The sequence below is a fragment of the Aeromonas sp. QDB03 genome, assembly GCF_027707985.1.
GTDB classification, from domain to species: Bacteria; Pseudomonadota; Gammaproteobacteria; order Enterobacterales; family Aeromonadaceae; genus Aeromonas; species Aeromonas hydrophila.
This window is the reverse complement of sequence record NZ_JAPCJG010000002.1, coordinates 702,550-723,108: the sequence shown is the minus strand read 5'-3', so window position 1 is coordinate 723,108 and position 20,559 is coordinate 702,550. Positions and strand designations below refer to the sequence as shown.

Here is a 20,559-nt window from a genome sequence, read left to right as displayed (position 1 = left end):
CAGCGGCTCAATGCAGGCCGAGTCTGGCCTCGAAGGCGCGCACCAGTGCCTCGTAGGTGCCGTTGTTGCGGATCTTCTGCAGCCCCTCCTCGAAGCGCTTGGCCATCGCCTCACCCTGAGGGTGGGCGCGAGAGAAGGCGAGCCAGAAACCGTCGGTGGAGATCTTGCCCACCTTGACCACCTTCCCGCTCAGCTGTTTTTGCTGGATCTTGAGGTAGCCCGGCATCTCGTTCATCAGGATGTAGTCGACCCGGCCGCGCACCAGCATCTCAATGATCTGGGCGTCGGACTTGGCCTGGAAGCGGGTGATCCTGGGGTTTTCCATGAAGTCGGTGGGGTAGGTGTAGCCAAGGGTGATGCCCACCGTCTTCTGTTCCAGCGAGGTGAGCTTGAGATCCCGGCGCGGTTCGCGGGCCAGGGCGAAGATTGCGAGATCCTCCTCGAACATGGGGGTCTCGTGCCAGAAGTACTGGTAGCGGTTCTCCTCGGTGATGGTGGCATCTAAGCAGCCGAGCACCTTGTCGCTGCGCGCCTCGTACATGCAGCGGGCGAAGGGAATGGTGCGAAACTCGACGTCGACCCCCTCGGCGGCGAAGGCCGCCTTCACCAGCTCGGGGGCCAGCCCCTGCGGCTGGCCGCTCTGCTTGTCGAGGGCGCAGTAGGGGGCCCAGTCATCCTCGGCGGCAATGAGCACCTGCTCTGCCTGGGCACAGGTCATCCCCAGCAGCAGAGTGATTGCCAACCAGTGGATGTATGCTGCTCGTGCCATGGTCTCTCTCCTGTTGCCGACTGCCCTAGCAAGCATAGTTGCTGGGGCTGGCCGCAGGCGCCGCCAAACGGAAGGCAAAAAAACGCCCCGGTAGGCATAGCGGGGCGAAAGGCAGCACATCCTTGAGCTAACAACAGGGGGTCAATAACCGAACCGAGTGGCCTCGAAGCGGTTAAGCAGTCGGTGGATGAGGTAACAGGCCAGCAGGGTGGCGACGATGGCAAACAAGATGCTGCTGACCCGGTAGAGGGCGCTGAACACCAGATCGTTGCCCGGCGTCAGGTATTGGCCGAACAGGATGCCGAGGGTGGTGAGGGCGCCGAAGCCGACCCCGGAACCGCTCGCCTCCTTCACATGGGCATGGCTGAACAGCATGGCGCCTAGCCAGAGCATGGGGGCGACCAGCAACAGCAGTCCCGACCAGTCGTAGAGCACCAGCTGGCTGACCAGGCCGAAGCTCACCCCTAGCAGGGTGCCCATGGCCCGTTTGCGGGCATAGCTGAGGGCGCCGTCCCAATGCATGGGGAAGAGCACCAGCAGGGTCGTGGCCTGGGCCGACATGGAGTCCCGCAGATCGAAGATCTGGAACACCATGAAGGAGAGCGTGGCGATGCTGGCGCCAAGCAGCGCCTCGTGCCGCATCCGGTGCGGTGCCTTGGGGGAGGGGGCCGGTTTGGGGCGCTCCTCCACGTCCGGGATCAGCGCCGTCATCAGGTAGGCGATGAGCACCGACAGCACGCTGGCCCACAGGTTGCTGAAGATGAGGTCGTTGAGATCGGTCTGCGGGTAACTGGCAAAGTGCAGCATGATGCTGAGACTCAACACCCCGTTGGCACCGAACAGGAACAGGCTGCCCCGCGACATGGCGGCAAAGCGGTAGAGAAACAGCAGGAAGGCGATGGGAACCATCAGACCGGGATGGCCGCCAAACAGCCCCCCCAGCAGCCCCACTTCCAGCCCGCAGACCACGGCGGCGGCGATCAGCTGGCGGGCGGCATGGCCGTTCATCACCGGCACCATGCCGAGCAGCAGCACCGGCGTGACGGTGTAGAAGACGCCGTAGTTCCAGCCGAACAGCTTGCAGAGCAGAAAGCCGGTGGTGCTGCCAAAGGCGATGCGCAGGCATTGGCGCAGTTCGTTGGCGGTGAGGGGCCTGTGCCATAACGTCATTGCCGTCACCTCAGTAGATGTAGTGCAGCAGGCTGAGCAGGCGGATCTGGGCGCGGGCCAGCAGTCCGGTCAGAGCGTTGTCGGGCAGCAGCTGCACGGTGGCACGGGCACCGGCCGGCAGATGGGCGGGCAGCTGCTCCAGCGCCAGGTGCAGGCGCAGACGCTGGGCATCGCGCACCCAGCGATCCGACTCGGTGGGGCTGGCCAGGAGGCCGTTGGCATCGAACTGGCCGGCGCTGACCCCGGCATCCAGGCTGGTGACCCGGGCCGGATAGAGGCGACCCGGCTCGCCATCGAAGGCGACCAGTGCCTGACTGTCCTGATTGACGTGGCGCAGGCTCTTCTCGCGAAAATCGGCGATCACGTCCACCTGCTCGGAGACCAGCGCCAGCAGCGGCGCACCCGCCGCGGCGAAGCTGCCCGGCTTGAGCTGCAGGTTGGTGATGATGCCGTCCTGGCTGGCGTGCACCCGGCTGTAGGCGAGGTTGAGCTCGGCCTGGGCGAGGCGGTTGCGGGCCTGGCGCAGCAGCAGGTTGTCGTCGCCGGGCAGACCGCGGTTGACCCTGGCCTGGGTCATGCGAGCCTTGCTGGCCAGCAGGTTGGCCTGGGCGGTGCGAAACGCGCTGTCGGCGTCATCCTTCTGCTGCTCGGAGACCATGTGGCGGCGATAGAGGGCGTCGATGCGTTCGGCCTCCCGCAGCTTGAGGGCAGCCTGGGTCTGCAGCGAACTGAAGTCGGCGCTGGCGGCATTGAGGGTGGCATCGAGCTGGCGATTCTGCTGCTCGGCCTGGGCCAGGGCGAGACGGGCCTGCTCCACCGCCAGTTCAAAGGGGGCGGGATCAAGCACGAACAACAGATCGCCCTGCTTGACGTGCTGGTTGTTGCCGACAGCCACCTCGACTACCTTGCCGCTGACCTGGGGCGCCATCTTGGTCACGACGCGGGTCGCCATGGCTTGCGGGGTGAGCGGCATCTTGAGGTCGGCCAGCAGGAAGTAGGCAAAGACCAGTACAAAGGCGCCCATGGCCCATTTTATCCAGCGCTTGAATTGTTGATCCGGGGTCATTTCACTCTCTCTCTTCACTCTGTGCACCTATCTTGCCGAGGGCATTGGCACAGATGCGGTGCACGATATCTTCAAACTGTTCCAGCTCCCGCTGGCTGATGCCGGCGAGCAGCTCCCGGCGTATCTCCATGATGCGATCTTCTATCTGGTCGAGCAGCGCCTTGCCGGCCGGGGTCAGGGTGACGATGCGGGCCCGCTTGTCCTGACTGCAGCAGTGGCGCTCCACCAGCCCCTGCTCTTCCAGCTGGCCCAGGGTGCGCATCAGGGAGGGCAGTTCGATCTCCAGCGCTTCGGCCAGGGTCTTCTGACTGAGATGACCACCGAGCCGGCTCAGCTTCCACAGCGCCGTCCAGCGGGGATGGGTGAGACCGAGGGGGGCCAGTTCGAGATCGGCCACGGTGCGCCACAGCCGATGCAGTCGGCCGACCCGCTCGGCGAGGGACAGCTCGCGCAGCATTTCCAGATCCTTCATCATGAGGCTCTCCATTTACTTAGCTTGCTAAGCATTTTAGTTGTTTAGCAGGCTAAGTAAATAGTGTGATCGCGATCTTGTTTATGAAAATTGGAGGTAGGTTTCTTGTGGAGCTTGCTTGGCGGGCTTGAGCACCCCGCCGGCAGCAACCCGCGTCTGCCGCAAGACTATTTGGGTGAATCATTCCCGCCATGGGCCGGTGAAATAACCAAATCATGTCACCGATTGTGCTGAAAATAGCCTTGGAATAGCCATGGCTGATAATGTTGGCAGCAGAAAAATATTATCTGAATTCGGCAGACTGTTTTTTATCCACTAATATTGATGGGTCAGCTAAACAGGGAGACGATAGCTGTGGAACGATATGAATCGGGTGACCCCCATTTCTCCATCGAGAGCCTGTTGATGGAGGTGGAATATGTTGCCGATGGCCATTATGGGCTCAGCCTGGAAAGTACCGAAACCTGTCATGAATTTGACCCTGCCAATATTCCACTGTTATTAGCCGAATAGTTTTTCGGTTGATGTCATGAGGCCGTCATCATCATCTGACGGTCTGTTGCAGGGCCCGCTCGTATCGGCTCAAACGCTTCCCAAGGCAGGTACGGCCTGCCATGAGCAGATCCTCTTTGCGGGTCTCGGCGTGATCGCCCGCCCTCAATCTTCCGGGTGTCTCTTCCGGTCTGCGGCGGTTTATCCGATTGGGATTTGCCGATCTTGAGATCGCCACTCAATCCTTGCCGGTGATCAATCGAAATAGCATCGAGCGGGGCAAGCATGGTTTCCCATTATTGAGATGTATGCCGTCCATTATTTAATCGTTATTTGATAATGGCCCCATCAAGAGCCTGCTGGCATTGAGAGATGAGGGCTCACCGGTTTGATTGGCGCGGCACAATAGTGCGTCTTAATAATGCCAATGACAGGCCGGACGGCATCCTCTGCCAGCCATAACGTTTAAGAATTTAATGTTTTTATATGCCTTTGCAGAGAGGCTAACCGACAGGGGCGAGAGAGATGGCTAGAGTGGCGCCACACCACACGCTGGAGCATAACAATGAAAAACCTCTCTACCCCACAGACCCGGATCGCGCTGTTTGGCGACCGACAGATTGCCGGCATGCCCATGATGATCTTCCTCGGGCTTGCCACCTGCGTACTCTTCTCGGGCTGGAATGGCTCTTTGCCACTCGGCATGGTCGGTGCGCTGGCATTGATGTTCGTGCTTGGTACCCTGCTGACCGAGCTGGGCGAGCGCATCACTCCCATTCGTGAATACCTGGGTGGCGGCACCATACTCGCCATCTTCGGCGGCGCCGCCCTGTTTGAATACCGGATCCTGCCCGTCGAGGCGGGCCAGGTGATCATTGGCTTCATGAAGGAGGGGGGCTTTCTCAACTTCTTCATCGCCAGCCTGGTGACCGGCTCGGTGTTTGGCATGAGCGGCGCCCTGCTGAAAAACGCCGCCATGCGCTACCTGCCGGTGATCCTGGGGGGTGTCGCGCTGGCGCTGCTCAGCGTCGGTCTGGTGGGCGCCCTGATGGGGTATGGCTTCAAGAATGCGGTGCTGCTGATCGGTCTGCCCATCATGGGTGGCGGCATGGGAGCCGGCGCCGTGCCGCTGGTGGAGATCCTCTCCGGGCCGTTGCAGATGTCGAGCGCCGATCTGCTGTCGCGCATGGTGCCGGCGGTGGTGATCGCCAACACCCTGGCCATCCTAGTGGGGACCTTGCTGGCCCGCCTCGGTCGCCGCTACCCCTCCCTGACCGGCAACGGCAAGCTGATGATAAAAGAGAGTGCCGCTGGCGTGGCCGAAGAGAAGGTGCAGGCGCCGACGCTGGAGAGCCTGGGCCTCGGGCTCTTCATCAGCTCCAGCATGTTCGTGCTGGGCTCATTGCTCGGCAACTTCATCCCCATGCACCCCTTCGCCCTGATGATCCTGGCGGTGGCCGTCATCAAGGTGAGCGGCCTGCTGCCCCGTCGCTACGAGCAGGCGGCGGCCGACTGGTACCAGTTCGTGGTGAGCAACCTGACCCCCTCCCTGCTGGTGGGGATCGGTGTCGCCTACACCAGCATTCCCGAGCTCATCAGCGCCTTCTCCGTCAGCTACTTCGTGCTGGTGCTGGTGACCGTGGTTGGCGGTGCCCTGGGGGCGGCGCTGGTGGGCCGAATGATCGGCTTCTACCCCATCGAGGCGGCCATCACCGGCGGTCTGTGTATGGCCAACATGGGGGGCACCGGCGACGTGGCCGTGCTCTCGGCGGCCCAGCGCATGACGCTGATGCCGTTTGCCCAGATCTCTTCCCGTCTCGGGGGTGCCGTCATGCTGATCCTGGCCACCCTGCTCATCTCGCTGCTGGCATAAGGAACAAGATAATGAACGACATCATGATGGGCACCAGCCTGCCCTATGCCGAGCGCAAGCGACAGGGACTAATGGGGCGCATGCCCCACAAGGAGGAATCGCTGGCCCAGCAGCGGCGCCGTATCTACCGGCTGGTTTCGGCCATGCAGAGCCCGTTTGATCAGCACCTGCTGCTGCGCCAGCTGCAGGAGGACAACCCGGTGCTGTTCTACGAGCTGGTGCGCCACCACCTGCCCGAGCTGTTGCCCATCATCTACACCCCGGTGGTGGGAGAGGCGTGCCAGCGCCACAGCGATCTTTATCTGCGCAGCCACGGCCTCTACCTCTCCTGGCACGACCGGGACGAGCTGGATGACATCTTCGCGGCGGTGGAGCAGGAGGTGGACGTCATCGTCATCTCCGATGGCGAGCGGGTGCTGGGGCTCGGTGATCTCGGCATCGGCGGCATGGGGATCTGCATCGGCAAGCTGGCGCTCTACTCCGCCGCCGGCGGCATCAACCCGGCGCGCACCCTGCCGCTGTGCGTGGACGTGGGCACCAACAACCCCGAGCTGCTGGAAGATGACTCCTACCTCGGCTGGCAGGCGCCGCGGGTGGATGGCGAGCCCTATTACCAGTTCATGGACAAGGTGGTGGCCGCCATTCGCAAACGCTGGCCCCAGGTGGTGCTGCAGTTTGAAGACTTTGCCGGCAAGCATGCCGCCAATCTGCTGGCTCGTTACCGCGATGAGCTTTGCATGTTCAACGACGACATCCAGGGCACGGCGGCGGTGGCGTCGGCCTGCGTGCTGGCGGGACTGCAGCAGGCGGGCAGTGTGCTTGCCGAGACCCCGGTGCTGATCGTCGGGGCCGGCTCGGCCGGCTGCGGTATCGCCGCCATGCTGGCCCAGCTGGCGGGCAGCACGGAGCGGGTGCAGCTGTTCGATCAGGATGGCCTGGTCTGCCTGGACCGGGCCGGGCTCACCCCGGCCCAGCAGCCGTTTGCCCGCCCGGCGGCGGAGGCGTGCAGCTCCTTGGCCGCACTCATCGAGCGGCTGCGCCCCGGGGTGCTGATCGGGGTGAGCGGTCAGGGCGGCCTGTTCGACGAGGCGGTGCTGACGGCCATGGGGGAGGTGTGCGAGCGGCCGGTGATCCTGCCGCTCTCCAACCCCACCCGCAGCGCCGAGGCGACCCCAGTCCAGGTGTGGCAGGCGACCGGCGGGCGCGCCCTGCTCGCCACCGGCAGCCCCTTCCCACCGGTGGCGGTGGACGGAGCGCCGCGAGTGGTCTCCCAGTGCAACAACGTCTATGTGTTTCCGGGCATTGGCCTCGGCGCCTGCGCGGTCAAGGCGCGGCGCATCAGCGACGGCATGCTGCGGGCGGCGGTACAGGCAGTGGGCGCCTATCCGCTGGCCGAAGGGCGGCTGCTGCCCCCCATCGAGCAGGTGGGGGAGGTGGCCCGCGCCGTGGCGAGGGCGGTGGCACTGTGTGCCCGTGCCGAGGGGCTGGCCGATTTTGCCGGCGATCCCGCACCTTTGATTGACCAGACCTGGTGGCGCCCGCACTATTGGTCCGCGTCCTGATGTTGCAAGGCTAATCGATGAAACTGCGTCACCAACTGGTCACCCTCTCCCTGGGTCTGTCACTGCTCCTGATCGTCATCCTGGGCAGCCTGCTGGCGCTCTTCATCCGCCACCTGCTGGAAGTGAACCTGGAGGAGAAGGGGGGCGATCTGGCACGGGTGCTGGCGGCGGACAGCCGAGTGGTACAGGCGCTGGAGTGGGGCAGCGATCCGGGTCTGCGCGACTATGTGCAGGGGATCTGCAGCCGCACCGACGCCGCCTACATGGTGGTGACCGACGAGCACGCCCGCCGGCTGAGCCACCCCTCCCCGGAGCTGGTGGGCGGTCTGTTTCGCGGCGAGGATATCTGGCCCTCCCTCAACGAGCGCAGCAGTTACTGCTCCAAGGACGTGGGCACCCTGGGGCCGGCCATTCGCTGCTTCGCCCCGGTGATCGGGGCGGACGGGCGCGCCATCGGCGCCGTGGTGGTGGGCTATCTGATGCAGACGGTGGAGGGCATCTATCTGGATCGGATCGCCCTGCTCATCAGCGCCATCGGCGCCGTGCTGGGCTGCGGCCTGCTGCTGGCGCTCTGGATCCAGCATCGGCTGCGCCGCACCCTGCTGGATCTGGAGCCGGAGACCATCGTCAACCGCTTCGTGCTGCAGGAGCTGGTGCTGGAGCACATCTCGGAGGGGGTGATTGCCCTCGACAGCCACGGCCACATCCGCATGCTCAACAGCGCCGCCTTTTACCAGCTGCGCCTGCCCGGCACCGGTCGCCACTCCCTGCTCGGCCAGCCGCTGGCTGAGCTGTCGCCGCCGCTCGCCCCCGCCCTGACCCAGCTCGAGACCGAGCTCGGCTTCACCGTGCACGGCGAGTCGTTCATCGGGCGCTGGCAGGCGGTGGAGGGCAAGATCCCCGGTCGGCTGCTGATCTTCAGCCGCCCCGAGGTGACCGGCAGCCTCGGCATGCAGGTGACTCACCTGCGCCAGTATGCCGAGATGCTGCGGATGCAGACCCACGAGTTCGCCAACAAGCTCAGCAGCCTCTCCGGCCTGCTGCAGCTGGGCCACGTGGATCAGGCGGTGGAGCTGATCCAGCAGGAGAGCGAGGCGTGCCAGACCATGCTGCACGATCTGCTGCGGGCCATCGAGGACAAGCCGGTGGCCGGGCTCATCCTCGGCAAGTTCAGCCGGGCCCGCGAGCTCGGGGTGGAGCTGGTGCTGGATCCCGATTCGGCGCTGGGCGAGTATCCGGCGGCGGTGTCGGCGGATCTCATCACCCTCATTGGCAACCTGCTGGACAACGGCATCCGCGCCGCCTGGGCCCGGCGCAAGCAGTGCCCGCCACGGGTGCTCATCTCCCTCAACGACTTCGGGCGCCGGCTGGTGATCGAGGTGGAGGACAGCGGCGAAGGGGTGGACGAGGCGCTGGCGGACCATCTGTTTGATTACGGCATCAGTCGCCAGACCGGCGATCACGGTGTCGGCCTGTTCCTGGTCAAGGAGACGGTGGCCAGGCGAGGGGGTGTGATAGAATGGCGCCGCACCGCCGAACAGACGACGCTGTTCGGTATCTACTTGAATAAAAACCAATTGGTGTGATCTATGGAGCCCATTTTCACTCTGGTGATCGAGGATGACGAACGGATAGGATCCATTCTGGCCGAGCTGGTCTCCTCCACCCCCGGATTTTCCCTGCTGGGTCGGGCCGAGAGCCTGACCCAGGCCGATCTCATGATGCGCGCGGCCCAGCCGCAACTGCTGCTGGTGGACATCTCGCTGCCTGACGGCTCAGGCCTGGAGTGGGTGAACCGGCTGCGCAGCCACAACCGCGAAGCCTACGTCATCATGGTGACCGCCTCCTGCGACGTGGAGACCATCCAGCAGGCCCTCAATCAGGGGGTGCAGGATTACATCATCAAACCGCTGCGGCTGTTTCGCATCCAGCAGAGCCTGGACGAGATCCTCACCCTGCACCGGCGCATCTGCGAACGCGGTTCCCTCGAGCAGAGCGACCTGGACCGGCTGATGGGCAAGGTGAGGCCCCAGGGGCGCGAGGTACGCGACACCCCCAAGGGGATCGACGCCATCACCCTGCGCCAGGTGCTGGAGCTGCTGGCGGGCGAGCCGGACAGCGTCTTCTCCACCGACACGGTGGCGCTGCGCCTGTCCCTCAGCCGCACCACGGCGCGCCGCTATCTGGAGTATCTGGAGTCGGAGGACCGGGTGGACGTGGATCTCAACTACGGTCAGCGCGGTCGGCCCGAGCGCCGCTACCACTGGCGGCGGGGCAGTTGAGCCGTTTGCCGCACGCAGACCCATGCCAACAAAAGAGGGAGCCTGAGCTCCCTTTTTTGTGTCTGCCGTTGGTGTAAAAACCCATGTTGCCGACAGCTCAGGCCTCTTCCAGCAGGGCCGGGCGGGCCTTCGGCTTGAACTGGGAGAGCATGACCCCCGCCAGGATGAGACCGCCGCCGAGCAGGTGATAGCCATGTATCGGCTCCCCCAGGCTGATGACGGCGATCAGCGCCGTGCACAGCGGCATCAGGTTCATGAACACCGAGGTGCGCTCCGCCCCCATGCAGGCGAGGCCGCGCATCCAGCAGTAGGCGGCGAAGAGGGAGGAGGCGATGCCGGCAAACAGCACCAGGCCCCAGCCTTCGGCCGGCACCGCCAGCGACTCGGCGCTGAGGGCTACCGGGATCAGCAGCAAGACTGCCAGCAGGATCTGCAGGTAGAGGTTGAGCCAGGGGCCGAACGGCAGTTGCCAGCGGCGGATCAACAGGCCATAGAGGGCGTAGCTGGCGGAGCCGAGCAGCATCAGGCCGTCGCCCTGATTGATGCCGTCGTGCAGCAGCGCCAGCGGCTGACCCAGGCTCAGCAGCCAGAATACCCCGAACAGGGAGATACTCATGCCGAGCAGCGCCTGTTTGCCCGGCCGCTGGCCGAAGAAGAGGGCGCTCTGCAGCAGGGTCAGCAGCGGGATGAGGGAGCCGATGACCCCCATGTTGGTGGCCGAGGTGGTGTGGGCGGCGTAGTAGGCGAGGCACTGGTAGAGCACCATGCCAAGGGCCGCCAGCACCAGCAGCTTGCCGAGCCAGGGGCGGATCTCGCCACGGCGGCGCCACAGCTGCGGCAGGCAGAAGGGGGTCAGCGTGAGGGCGGCGATCACCCAGCGGTAGAAGGAGATGGCCGCGGGATCCAGCACATCGGCGGCGGCCTTGGACACCACGGTATTGGTGGCCCAGATCAGCACGGCGAGCAGCGGAAACATCAGCGGGTAGAAGATACGCATCAAAGACTCCTTATTATCGAGGTGACCAGTCTACCCTTGTCTTTCTTATATCAAGTAACGTAAAACTGACAAATCATCCCGCGCAAAGGACAATCCGCCCGCCATGGCCATACGTCACTACCATCCGACGGACCTGCATCTGCCAGAGCCCAATCCGCTCTATCTGCGCTACCAGCAGATCCAGGCCGAGAGCGCATGTGCCCCCCACAGCCACCCCTGGGGCCAGCTCAGCCTCATCAGTCTGGGGGTGATGGAGATAGTACTGGACGATCACCGGCTGGTGGCGCCGGCCGACTACCTCATTTGGGTGCCGGCGGATCTGGAACACGCCTCCTACAACCAGCAGGCCCTCGACTACACCTCCATCTACGTCAATCACGCTCTGGCGGCGCGGCTGCCGGCCGAGCCCAGGCTGCTGCAGATGACCCCGCTGATCCGCGCCATCCTGGCGGATTTTTGCGATCGCAAGCTGGGCCACATGGCGGATGAGTGGGACGTGCGCCAGGCCGAGCTGCTGGTGGAGAAGCTGACCCGCACCCGCTGCCAGGACAGCTACCTGCCCATGAGCCAGGACAAGCTGCTGGCCCCCATGCTGGCGGCACTGCACAGCGACCCCGCCGATCCGCGCACCCTGGCCCAGTGGGCCGAGCAGCTGCACACCACCGAGCGCACCCTGGCCAGGCGCTGCGTACGGGAACTGGGGATGAACTTCGGCCAGTGGCGGGCCCGCCTCAAGCTGCTCAAGGCGCTGGCCTGGCTCAAGGGGGAGCTGCCGGTGCAGGAGATTGGCTGGCGGCTCGGTTACGGCTCCACCTCGGCCTTCATCGCCATGTTCAACCGGGAGCTGGGCTGTTCGCCCCAGCGCTATCGCCAGCAGCTGGGCATCGGCGCCGGGCAGGCGGCGCTCTAGCTGCGACCACTCTAAGCAATGAAAAGGGCACCCGTAGGCGCCCTGGTTGATCATGGGAGGGGTTTAGAAGAAGCCGAGGGGATTGATGTCGTGACTCACCAGCAGGTTCTTGGTGTTCTGGTAGTGGTCCAGCATCATCTTGTGGGTCTCGCGGCCGATCCCTGACTTCTTGTAGCCGCCAAAGGCCGCGTGCGCCGGGTAGGCGTGGTAGCAGTTGACCCAGACCCGACCGGCCTGGATGCCGCGCCCCATGCGCCAGGCCAGGTTGCTGTCGCGGGTCCACAGGCCTGCTCCCAGCCCGTACTGGGTGTCGTTGGCAATCGCCAGCGCCTCCGCCTCGTCCTTGAAGGTGGTGACCCCGAGCGCCGGCCCGAAGATCTCCTCCTGGAACACCCGCATCTTGTTCTGACCCGAGAAGATGGTGGGCTGGATGTAGAAGCCCCCCTCCAGCCCGCTCACCCTGGCCGGGCCACCGCCGATCAGCATCTTGGCCCCTTCGCCGCGACCTATCTCCATGTAGCTCAAGATCTTGTCGAACTGCTCGCGCGACGCCTGGGCACCGACCTGGGTGGCGGTGTCGAGGGGGTTGCCCTGCACTATGGTGCGGGCGCGGGCCAGCACCTTGTCCATGAAGTCGTCATAGATGCTGGCCTGCACCAGGGCGCGGGAGGGGCAGGTGCACACCTCGCCCTGGTTGAAGAAGGTCATCAGCATCCCTTCCACCGCCTTGTCGATGTAGCTGCTCTCGTGCTGCATCACGTCGGCGAAGTAGATGTTGGGGGACTTGCCGCCCAGCTCCACGGTGGAGGGGATCAGCTTGTCGGCGGCACAGCGCAGTATATGGGCGCCGACTTCAGTCGAACCGGTAAACGCCAGTTTCTGGATCCGGTCGCTGGTGGCGAGCGCCTGGCCTGCCTCGGCGCCGAAGCCGTTGACCACGTTGACCACCCCGGCAGGCAGGATGTCCTTGATGAGATCCATCATCAGCATGATGGTGACCGGGGTCTGCTCGGCGGGCTTGAGCACGCTGCAGCAGCCGGCCGCCAGCACCGGGGCCAGCTTCCAGGCCGCCATCAGCAGCGGGAAGTTCCACGGGATGATCTGGCCGACCACCCCGATGGGCTCCTTGAAGTGGTAGCTGACGGTGTTCTGATCCAGCTCGGCGGCCGAGCCCTCCTGGGCGCGAATGCAGCCGGCGAAGTAGCGGAAGTGATCCACCACCAGCGGCAGGTCGGCGGCCAGGGTTTCGCGCACCGCCTTGCCGTTCTCCCAGGTCTCGGCGATGGCGAGCACTTCGATGTTCTGTTCGATGCGATCGGCGATGCGCAGCAGCAGGTTGCTGCGCTCGGTGACGCTGGTCTTGCTCCAGCTGGCGAACGCCTTGTGGGCGGCGTCCAGCGCCAGCTCGATGTCGGCGGCGTCGGAGCGGGCCACCTCGCAGAACACCTTGCCGTCTACCGGCGAGATGTTTTCAAAGTAGCGGCCGGCGCGCGGCGCCACCCACTCACCACCGATGAAGTTGTCGTAACGGGACTTGAAGCTGACCAGGGCACCTGCCTGACCGGGAGCGGTATAAATCATCTCATCATCCTTTATGTGTGTGGTCCTGACCGGGCTGGCGGGCAACCCGGTTGCTGCTGTGTATCGCAAGGGCCATGCCAGAGGGTCTGACCAGCACAGGAAAAGTTACAAAAACGTTATCAAACGGGATGTGGCAGCGTATCTTGGTTAACCAATGACCAGGGCGAAGGTGAGGGAACTGTGCCGATTCTGGACAGTGGCCGTGACAGTCGTGCCGTTTGTGAACAGGAGGCGTGATGAGCGCGTTATCCGCATTTGCCGGCCCCATGCGTGCCGTTTGTGAACAGGAGGCATGATGAGCGAATTATCTCAATCCAGTACCAGCCCGATCGAGCGTTCCTGGCAGCGCTGCCTGCATCAGGGGCTGAGCCGCCGGCAGAGCGCCGAGCTGGACTTGCTGCCCCAGGGGGAGCTGTCGGCCCGCCAAGAGCAGCACAGGGTGCTGATCGCCAGCTTCCAGCGCTTCGTGTTGCCGCTGTTTGGCCAGTTGCTGGCAGGGCGCCCCTGTCGGTTGCTGCTGTGCGATGGTGAGGGCGCCATCCTGGCCGCCAGCGGTGACGACGGCTTCGCCCGCCACGCCGAGCGCATTTTTTTGCGCAGCGGCGCCCGCTGGGGGGAGGCGAGCAAGGGTACCAACGCCATCGGCACCGCGCTGGCCGAGCAGAGCGAGGTACAGGTGCTCGGCAATCAGCACTTCTTCGCCCAGCACAGCTTTCTCAGCTGCAGCGCCTGCCCGCTGCTTGGGCCGGATGGGCAGGTGCTCGGGGTACTGGACATCTCCACCGACGCGGCCCATCACGATGGCGACATGCTGGGCACGGTGCGGCTGTTGGCCATGACCCTGGAAAACGCGCTGCTGGCGCGCCAGCCGGGCTGGCTGGTGGATCTCGAGCCCCAGAGTCTCTGGTCTGCCCGTCTGCTGCTGGGGGAGGAGGGCGAGCTGCTCGGGGCCAACCGGGCCGGTCGGCTCTGGCTCGGCCAGCACCCCTTCGACGGCAAGCAGCTGCTGCGGGATCGACGCGGGCTGCGGCTGGTGCCGGAGGCCAGTCCCGTGATGGCCCAGCCCGGCCTGCCAGCCGATACCGGCGGCTCGCACGGCCGGCAGGTGCCGCTCAAGATGCTGGAGCGCGGCATCTCGCTGCTCATCGAGGGGGAGACTGGGAGCGGCAAGGAGCATCTGGTGCGCGAACTGCACGGGCAGTCGAGCCGGCGGGCGCAACCGCTGGTGTGCGTCAACTGCGGCGCCCTGCCGGCGGAGCTGGTAGAGGCCGAGCTGTTTGGCTATGTCGGCGGGGCCTTCAGCGGTGCCCGCAGCCAGGGCAGCCAGGGGTATCTGCGCGCCGCCCACGGCGGCATCCTGATGCTGGACGAGATCGGCGAGCTGCCGCTGCTGGCCCAGACCCGGTTGCTGCGGGTGCTGCAGGAGCGCGCCGTCACCCCGGTCGGCAGCCACAAACCCGAGGCGGTGGATTTCTGGCTGGTCAGCGCCAGCCATCGGGATCTGGCGGCCATGGTGGCGGCCGGCACCTTTCGCGAGGATCTTTACTACCGTATCTGCGGCTGGCGCCAGCAGCTGGCGCCGCTGCGCGACTGGCCGCCCCGCGAACGGCAGGCGCTGGTCCGGCGGCTGCTGGCCGAGATGGATCCTGCCCTGCATCTGACCGATGAGGCCGAGCGCCAACTGCTGGCCCACCCGTTGCCCGGCAACGTGCGCCAGCTCAAGCAGGCGCTGGAAGTGGCCTGCGTATTGGCGGAGGGGCAGGGCTGGATTGAGCCTGCCCACCTGCATCTGCCGACCGTGGCCGTAGCGCCGGCCGCCACCACGGCAGTGGCGGGCAGCACATTGCGCCAGCAGAACCGGCAACGGGTGCAGCAGACCCTGACGGAGTGCGATGGCAACGTGAGCGAGGCGGCACGCCGGCTCGGCATCAGCCGCACCACCCTCTATCGGGCGCTGCGGGAGGCAGATTGAGGTGTTTGTTACCCGAGCTTTTTCGTGGTTAAGATGGGTCCACAAGAGACCCTTCGATGATTCTTTTGCATGGCATGGAGTGCTTTATGACGCGTACCCGATTTGATTGGCAAGACCCCTTCTTTCTCGACGGCCAGCTCGGCGAAGAGGAGCGGCTCATCCGCGACGCCGCCCGCGACTACTGCCAGGCACGGCTGATGCCCAGGGTGCTGGAGGCGAATCGCCGCGAGCAGTTTGACCGCACCATCATGAACGAGCTGGGGGAGCTGGGGCTGCTCGGCGCCACCCTGCCGGAGCAGTACGGCTGCGCCGGGGTCAATCACGTGGCCTACGGCCTCATCGCCCGGGAGGTGGAGCGGGTCGACAGCGGCTACCGTTCTGCCATGAGCGTGCAGTCGTCCCTGGTGATGCACCCGATCCATGCCTATGGCGACGAGGCCCAGCGCCAGCGCTGGCTGCCGGGGCTGGCCCGGGGCGAGCTGGTGGGCTGCTTCGGCCTCACCGAGCCGGACGCGGGTTCCGACCCTGGCTCCATGAAGAGCCGGGCCGAGCGGGTCGACGGCGGCTATCTGCTGACCGGCAACAAGATGTGGATCACCAACTCCCCCATCGCCGATCTGTTCGTGGTGTGGGCCAAGCTGGATGGCGAAATCATCGGCTTCGTGCTGGAGAAGGGGATGGCCGGGCTCTCTGCCCCCAAGATCGAGGGCAAGTTCTCCCTGCGCGCCTCCATCACCGGCGAGATAGTGATGGAGCGGGTCTTCGTGCCAGAGTCGAACCGGCTTGCGGGGGTGAACGGCCTCAAGGGGCCGTTCGGCTGCCTCAACAAGGCGCGCTACGGCATCGCCTGGGGGGCGCTCGGCGCCGCCGAGTTCTGCTGGCATGCCGCCCGCCAGTACGGGCTGGATCGCCAGCAGTTCGGCCGCCCGCTGGCCGCCACCCAGCTGTTTCAACTCAAGCTGGCCAACATGCAGACCGAGATTGCCCTCGGCCTGCAGGGCTGCCTGCAGGCCGGGCGCCTGATGGACGAGGGACGCTGCCCGGTGGAGCTGGTGTCGCTCATCAAGCGCAACAGCTGCGGCAAGGCGCTGGAGATAGCCCGCGTCGCCCGCGACATGCACGGCGGCAACGGCATCAGCGACGAGTTTCACGTCATTCGCCACGTGATGAACCTGGAGGCAGTCAACACCTACGAGGGGACCCACGACATCCACGCCCTGATCCTGGGGCGGGCCCAGACCGACCTGCAGGCGTTTGAGTGATGGGGCCCCTTGCCGGCGTGCGCGTGCTGGATCTCAGCCGCGTGCTGGCCGGCCCCTGGGCCAGCCAGCTGCTTGCCGATCTCGGTGCCGACGTGGTCAAGGTGGAGGCCCCAGGGCGCGGTGACGACACCCGCCACTGGGGCCCGCCCGAGCTGGTGGCGGGGGAGGCGGCCTACTTTCATGCCGCCAACCGGGGCAAGCGCTCCATCGCCCTCGATCTGGCCCGCGATCGCGAAACCCTGCTGGCCCTGGTGGACCGGGCCGACGTGGTGATCGAGAACTTCAAGGTGGGGGGACTGGCGCGCTACGGCCTCGATTACCCGAGCCTCAAGGCCCGCCGCCCGGCGCTCATCTACTGCTCCATCACCGGTTTTGGCCAAGACGGTCCCTGGGCCCAGCGACCCGGTTACGATCTGCTGATCCAGGGGCTGGGCGGCTTGATGAGCATCACCGGCCAGCCGGACGAGGCCCCCGGCGGCGGGCCGGTCAAGGTGGGGGTGGCGCTCGTCGACATCCTCACCGGCCTCTACGCCACCATCGGCATCCAGGCGGCCCTGCGCCACCGGGAGCGAACCGGGGAGGGGCAGCAGATCGATCTGGCCCTGCTCGACGTGTCGGTGGCGGTGCTGGCCAACCAGGCGATGAACTATCTCGCCACCGGTCAGGCGCCCGGGCGCCTTGGCAACGGCCACCCTAATATCGTCCCCTACGACGTCTATCCCACCCGGGATGGCCATCTGATCCTCGCGGTGGGCAATGACGGCCAGTTTGCCGCGCTGGCGGCCCTGCTGGGGGAACCCGGCTGGGCGACGGACCCGGACTTTGCCAGCAACAGCGCCCGGGTGCGTCAGCGCCACCGGCTCAATGCCCTGATTGCCGAGCGACTGCTGGCGCGCAGCAGTGCCGAGTGGAGTGCCATGCTGGAGGCGGCCGGGGTGCCGGGCGGCCCCATCCTTACCCTGGATGCCCTGTTCGCCCTCGAACAGGGGGCGGTGCGCGGCTGGGTGCAGCAGGTGCAACGCGGCGAGCAGTGCTTGCCCACCCTGGCCAATCCGCTGCATCTGTCGGCCACCCCGGTGCGCTACGGGCGCGCCTCGCCGGCGCTGGACGGAGACCGGGATGGCGTGCTGCGCGACTGGCTCGGGCAGGGCTGAACCGGTTGCTTTAGGCGGGGAAGCTGCGCCTGCCCGACGGGATGCTCCCGCTTTCTACCCTTATGTCCTCTCATCTGCCCCGGTGCTGGAGCCCGGGGCCGTCCCCCGCTATGATGCGCCCCGTCCATTCATCTGTTGAGGAACTTCCCATGGCACAACACATTGGCGCCCTGGCCCTGCTGGTGGCCGATTACGACCAGGCCATCACCTTCTTTACCCAGGGACTGGGGTTCGAGCTGCTGGAAGACACGCCCCTCGACGAGCCGGGCAAACCGGGCAAGCGCTGGGTGCGGGTTGCCCCCAAGGGGGCCCCGGGTTCCGCCCTGTTGCTGGCACGGGCCGCGACCCCGGAGCAGCGGGCCGCCATCGGCCAGCAGGGGGGCGGCCGGGTCTTCCTGTTCCTCGAAACCGACGACTTCTGGGGCGATTACCAGCGCATGCAGGCGTACGGTGTCCACTTTTGTGAACAGCCGCGAACTGAGTCTTACGGCACCGTGGTGGTGTTCGAGGACATCAGTGGCAACCGCTGGGATCTGCTGCAACTCGCTGCTGCCAACTGAATCTGAAAACGTTTATCATCCCGCCTGTCATAAAGTCATAAAAGTGTCACAGAAAGTTCTAATAATTGGCGCACCCATCTTCACAGAGGAGAGAGAAGGGATATGGCTAAGCGAATTCTGGTGGTCGAGGACGAAGCACCGATCCGCGAAATGCTCTGCTTCGTGCTCGAGCAGAAGGGATATGAAACAGTAGAAGCTGAAGATTTTGCCGACGGATTGGCGAAGGTGCGCGAACCCTACCCTGAACTCATCGTGCTGGACTGGATGATGCCAGGCGGCAGCGGCATCCAGTTCATCAAGCAGCTCAAGCAGGATGAGGTGACCCGCCAGATCCCGGTGGTGATGCTGACCGCCCGCGGCGAGGAAGAGGACAAGGTGCGCGGGCTGGAGGCGGGGGCCGATGACTACATCACCAAGCCGTTCTCGCCCAAGGAGCTCACCGCCCGTCTGCATGCGGTGATGCGTCGCGTCTCCCCTACCTCGGTGGACGAGGTGATCGAGGTGCAGGGGCTCAAGCTGGACCCCGTATCCCACCGAGTCAGCGCCGAGGAGAAGGCGCTCGACATGGGGCCGACCGAATTCAAGCTGCTGCACTTCTTCATGACCCACCCGGAGCGGGTCTACAGCCGCGAGCAGCTGCTCAACAATGTCTGGGGTACCAATGTGTACGTCGAGGACAGAACCGTGGATGTGCACATCCGTCGCCTGCGCAAGGCCATTGAAGAGACGGGACACGATCGCTTGATCCAGACGGTGCGCGGCGCAGGCTATCGCTTCTCAACCCGTCTGTAGAGGAAGTTATGTTGCAACCTTATGCCTGGCGGCGCCAGTTGTGGCGAATGGCGTTCTTCTATGCGCCCTTCGCCTTGGTCGGCTGGTTGACGAATACCCTCGCCCTCTGCCTGCTGGTGGCCACCGTGCTGCACTTGGGCTGGCACTATCGCTTCCAGAAGCGGCTGTCTGACTGGCTGTGGCACGATCGCAGCCTGGTGCCCCCCAACGGCAGCGGCAGCTGGGAGTACATCTTCAACGGCATCTACAAGTTGCAGCAGCGCCACCGGGCCCGCCGCCGCGAGCTGGCGGGGCTGATCCGCCGCTTTCGGGAAGGGGCCGAGGCACTGCCCGACGCGGCCGTGGTGTTTCGCACCGACGGCAGCATCCTCTGGTGCAACCGGCTGGCCGAGCAGCTGCTCGGTTTTCGCTGGCCGGAAGATGCCGGTCAGCACATCGGCAACCTCATTCGCCATCCCGCCTTCGGCGCCTACCTCGGCAAGGGGCAGTATGACGAACCGTTCGAGATGACCTCGCCCATCAACGAGGAGAAGTTTCTCGAGTTTCGGATCATGCCCTACGCCGAGGATCAGGCCATGCTGGTGGTGCGGGACGTGACCCGGCTGCGCAGCCTAGAGAAGACCCGCAAGCACTTCGTCTCCAACGTCTCCCACGAGCTGCGCACGCCGCTCACCGTGCTCAAGGGCTATCTGGAGATGACCGAGGAGCCGCCGCCGCCCGCCATGTGGGCCAAGGCGCACAAGGTGATGATGGAGCAGACCATCCGCATGGACAATCTGGTCAATCAGCTGCTCACCCTGTCGCGCATCGAAGCGGCGCCGACCGTGGATCTCTCCCACCTGGTGGACATGCCCGCCATGCTGGGACTGCTGGAGCAGGAGGCGCGGGCGCTCTCCGGCGAGCGGGCCCACCAGATCGAGTTCATGGTGCAGCCCAATCTGTTGGTGCGTGGCGATCAGGATCAATTGCGCAGCGCCGTCTCCAACCTGGTCTACAACGCCATCCACTACACCCCGGCGGGGCGCAAGATCACGGTGGAGTGGCGCAAGCAGGGGGCGATGGCGCTGTTTGCGGTGCAGGACGAGGGGGAGGGGATCCCGCCCGAGCACCTGGCACGGCTCACCGAGCGGTTCTATCGGGTCGACAAGGCCCGCTCCCGTCACACCGGCGGTTCGGGGCTCGGGCTTGCCATCGTCAAGCATGCCCTGAGTCACCACGACTGCCAGCTCGACATCGAGAGCCGGGTTGGCCTCGGCAGCCGCTTCAGCTTTCTCATCCCCGGCCGCATGGTGGTGGTGAAATAGTCTTTTCCGGCAAGGGGTTGGCATCAAATGAGGGCGGCGATGGCGGCCCTTTTTTCATTTGTTCAACAAGCCCGCCATGTCATTAAAGTGTCACATTAAATCCATAAATTTGTCACTGCCAGGTCAGATACTGGCGCCGTCTTGAGAACGGACCTGTCGCCGGTTTGGCGCAGGGAGAGTACGAAACGCGACCGGCCGATCGCAGTGCTCGGGATGTGACCACTTTCGGCCTCAGATTGACGCTTGCCTTCTGCCACCGCAGGACTGGGGGAAGAGGGCAGGAAATGACACTCAGCGCATCGTCTGGCGTGGCCGGCGGTGAGCCAAGTTAACCCGTGTTT

At 65.0% G+C, this 20,559-nt stretch carries 18 protein-coding genes; 12 read left to right on the top strand and 6 right to left on the bottom strand.

Translation table 11 applies throughout. The annotated features are described in order from the left end of the window. Window positions 1-7: 7 nt before the first annotated feature. The 4 genes from PG900_RS08040 to slyA form a co-directional block, all read right to left on the bottom strand. Window positions 8-769 (bottom strand): substrate-binding periplasmic protein, encoded by a 762-nt coding sequence (locus tag PG900_RS08040; RefSeq protein WP_270831233.1) that lies wholly within the window; start codon window positions 767-769, stop codon window positions 8-10. 141 nt (window positions 770-910) lie between these two features. Beyond that, window positions 911-1,939, bottom strand: a complete 1,029-nt coding sequence (locus PG900_RS08035; RefSeq protein WP_011705154.1) for a DUF2955 domain-containing protein — start codon at window positions 1,937-1,939, stop codon at window positions 911-913. Between the two features lie 10 nt (window positions 1,940-1,949). Then, window positions 1,950-3,005, bottom strand: coding sequence for an HlyD family secretion protein (locus PG900_RS08030; RefSeq protein WP_016349913.1), 1,056 nt, complete (start codon window positions 3,003-3,005; stop codon window positions 1,950-1,952). Window position 3,006: 1 nt separating this feature from the next. Then, window positions 3,007-3,480, bottom strand: coding sequence for a transcriptional regulator SlyA (gene slyA / locus PG900_RS08025; protein WP_010634735.1), 474 nt, complete (start codon window positions 3,478-3,480; stop codon window positions 3,007-3,009). 318 nt (window positions 3,481-3,798) lie between these two features. On the opposite strand from slyA, the gene PG900_RS08020 reads away from it, so the two are divergent. The 5 genes from PG900_RS08020 to PG900_RS08000 all read left to right on the top strand — a co-directional run bounded on the left by PG900_RS08020 (window position 3,799) and on the right by PG900_RS08000 (window position 9,686). After that, complete coding sequence (locus PG900_RS08020; protein WP_042065408.1) at window positions 3,799-3,990, top strand: hypothetical protein; 192 nt, start codon at window positions 3,799-3,801, stop codon at window positions 3,988-3,990. Window positions 3,991-4,534: 544 nt separating this feature from the next. Continuing rightward, a complete protein-coding gene (locus PG900_RS08015; protein WP_039213362.1) occupies window positions 4,535-5,842 on the top strand; it encodes a 2-hydroxycarboxylate transporter family protein in 1,308 nt (435 codons plus the stop codon). 11 nt (window positions 5,843-5,853) lie between these two features. After that, window positions 5,854-7,404 (top strand): NAD-dependent malic enzyme, encoded by a 1,551-nt coding sequence (locus tag PG900_RS08010; RefSeq protein WP_270831232.1) that lies wholly within the window; start codon window positions 5,854-5,856, stop codon window positions 7,402-7,404. A 17-nt stretch (window positions 7,405-7,421) separates the two neighbouring features. Then, the gene (locus PG900_RS08005; RefSeq protein WP_045790398.1) at window positions 7,422-8,990 is read left to right on the top strand and encodes an ATP-binding protein; all 1,569 of its coding nucleotides are present in this window, start codon (window positions 7,422-7,424) and stop codon (window positions 8,988-8,990) included. A 3-nt stretch (window positions 8,991-8,993) separates the two neighbouring features. Further along, window positions 8,994-9,686, top strand: coding sequence for a response regulator (locus PG900_RS08000; protein WP_270831231.1), 693 nt, complete (start codon window positions 8,994-8,996; stop codon window positions 9,684-9,686). 97 nt (window positions 9,687-9,783) lie between these two features. On the opposite strand, the gene PG900_RS07995 is transcribed toward PG900_RS08000, so the two are convergent. Beyond that, window positions 9,784-10,683, bottom strand: coding sequence for a DMT family transporter (locus PG900_RS07995; protein ID WP_270799409.1), 900 nt, complete (start codon window positions 10,681-10,683; stop codon window positions 9,784-9,786). Window positions 10,684-10,786: 103 nt separating this feature from the next. Between PG900_RS07995 and PG900_RS07990 the strand changes: the two genes are divergently transcribed. Then, window positions 10,787-11,593 carry an AraC family transcriptional regulator gene (locus PG900_RS07990; protein ID WP_024944744.1) on the top strand — a complete coding sequence of 269 codons (807 nt, stop codon included), beginning with the start codon at window positions 10,787-10,789 and terminating at the stop codon, window positions 11,591-11,593. A gap of 63 nt (window positions 11,594-11,656) precedes the next feature. On the opposite strand, the gene exaC is transcribed toward PG900_RS07990, so the two are convergent. After that, the gene (gene exaC, locus PG900_RS07985) at window positions 11,657-13,174 is read right to left on the bottom strand and encodes an acetaldehyde dehydrogenase ExaC (protein WP_077096213.1); all 1,518 of its coding nucleotides are present in this window, start codon (window positions 13,172-13,174) and stop codon (window positions 11,657-11,659) included. Window positions 13,175-13,469: 295 nt separating this feature from the next. On the opposite strand from exaC, the gene PG900_RS07980 reads away from it, so the two are divergent. From PG900_RS07980 to phoR, 6 genes are all read left to right on the top strand, one after another. Further along, the gene (locus tag PG900_RS07980) at window positions 13,470-15,146 is read left to right on the top strand and encodes a sigma-54-dependent Fis family transcriptional regulator (RefSeq protein ID WP_270799404.1); all 1,677 of its coding nucleotides are present in this window, start codon (window positions 13,470-13,472) and stop codon (window positions 15,144-15,146) included. Between the two features lie 86 nt (window positions 15,147-15,232). After that, window positions 15,233-16,408, top strand: coding sequence for an acyl-CoA dehydrogenase (locus tag PG900_RS07975; RefSeq protein WP_270799402.1), 1,176 nt, complete (start codon window positions 15,233-15,235; stop codon window positions 16,406-16,408). Then, window positions 16,408-17,562, top strand: coding sequence for a CaiB/BaiF CoA transferase family protein (locus PG900_RS07970; protein WP_270799399.1), 1,155 nt, complete (start codon window positions 16,408-16,410; stop codon window positions 17,560-17,562). Before PG900_RS07975 ends, PG900_RS07970 begins: the two co-directional genes overlap by 1 nt. Window positions 17,563-17,711: 149 nt before the next feature. After that, window positions 17,712-18,122 (top strand): VOC family protein, encoded by a 411-nt coding sequence (locus PG900_RS07965; RefSeq protein ID WP_270799397.1) that lies wholly within the window; start codon window positions 17,712-17,714, stop codon window positions 18,120-18,122. A gap of 102 nt (window positions 18,123-18,224) precedes the next feature. Then, window positions 18,225-18,914, top strand: a complete 690-nt coding sequence (gene phoB, locus PG900_RS07960) for a phosphate regulon transcriptional regulator PhoB (protein WP_005298527.1) — start codon at window positions 18,225-18,227, stop codon at window positions 18,912-18,914. A gap of 8 nt (window positions 18,915-18,922) precedes the next feature. Further along, window positions 18,923-20,218: a phosphate regulon sensor histidine kinase PhoR gene (phoR, locus tag PG900_RS07955; protein ID WP_270799395.1), complete on the top strand. Its 1,296-nt coding sequence runs from the start codon at window positions 18,923-18,925 to the stop codon at window positions 20,216-20,218. The last annotated feature ends 341 nt before the right edge of the window (window positions 20,219-20,559 follow it).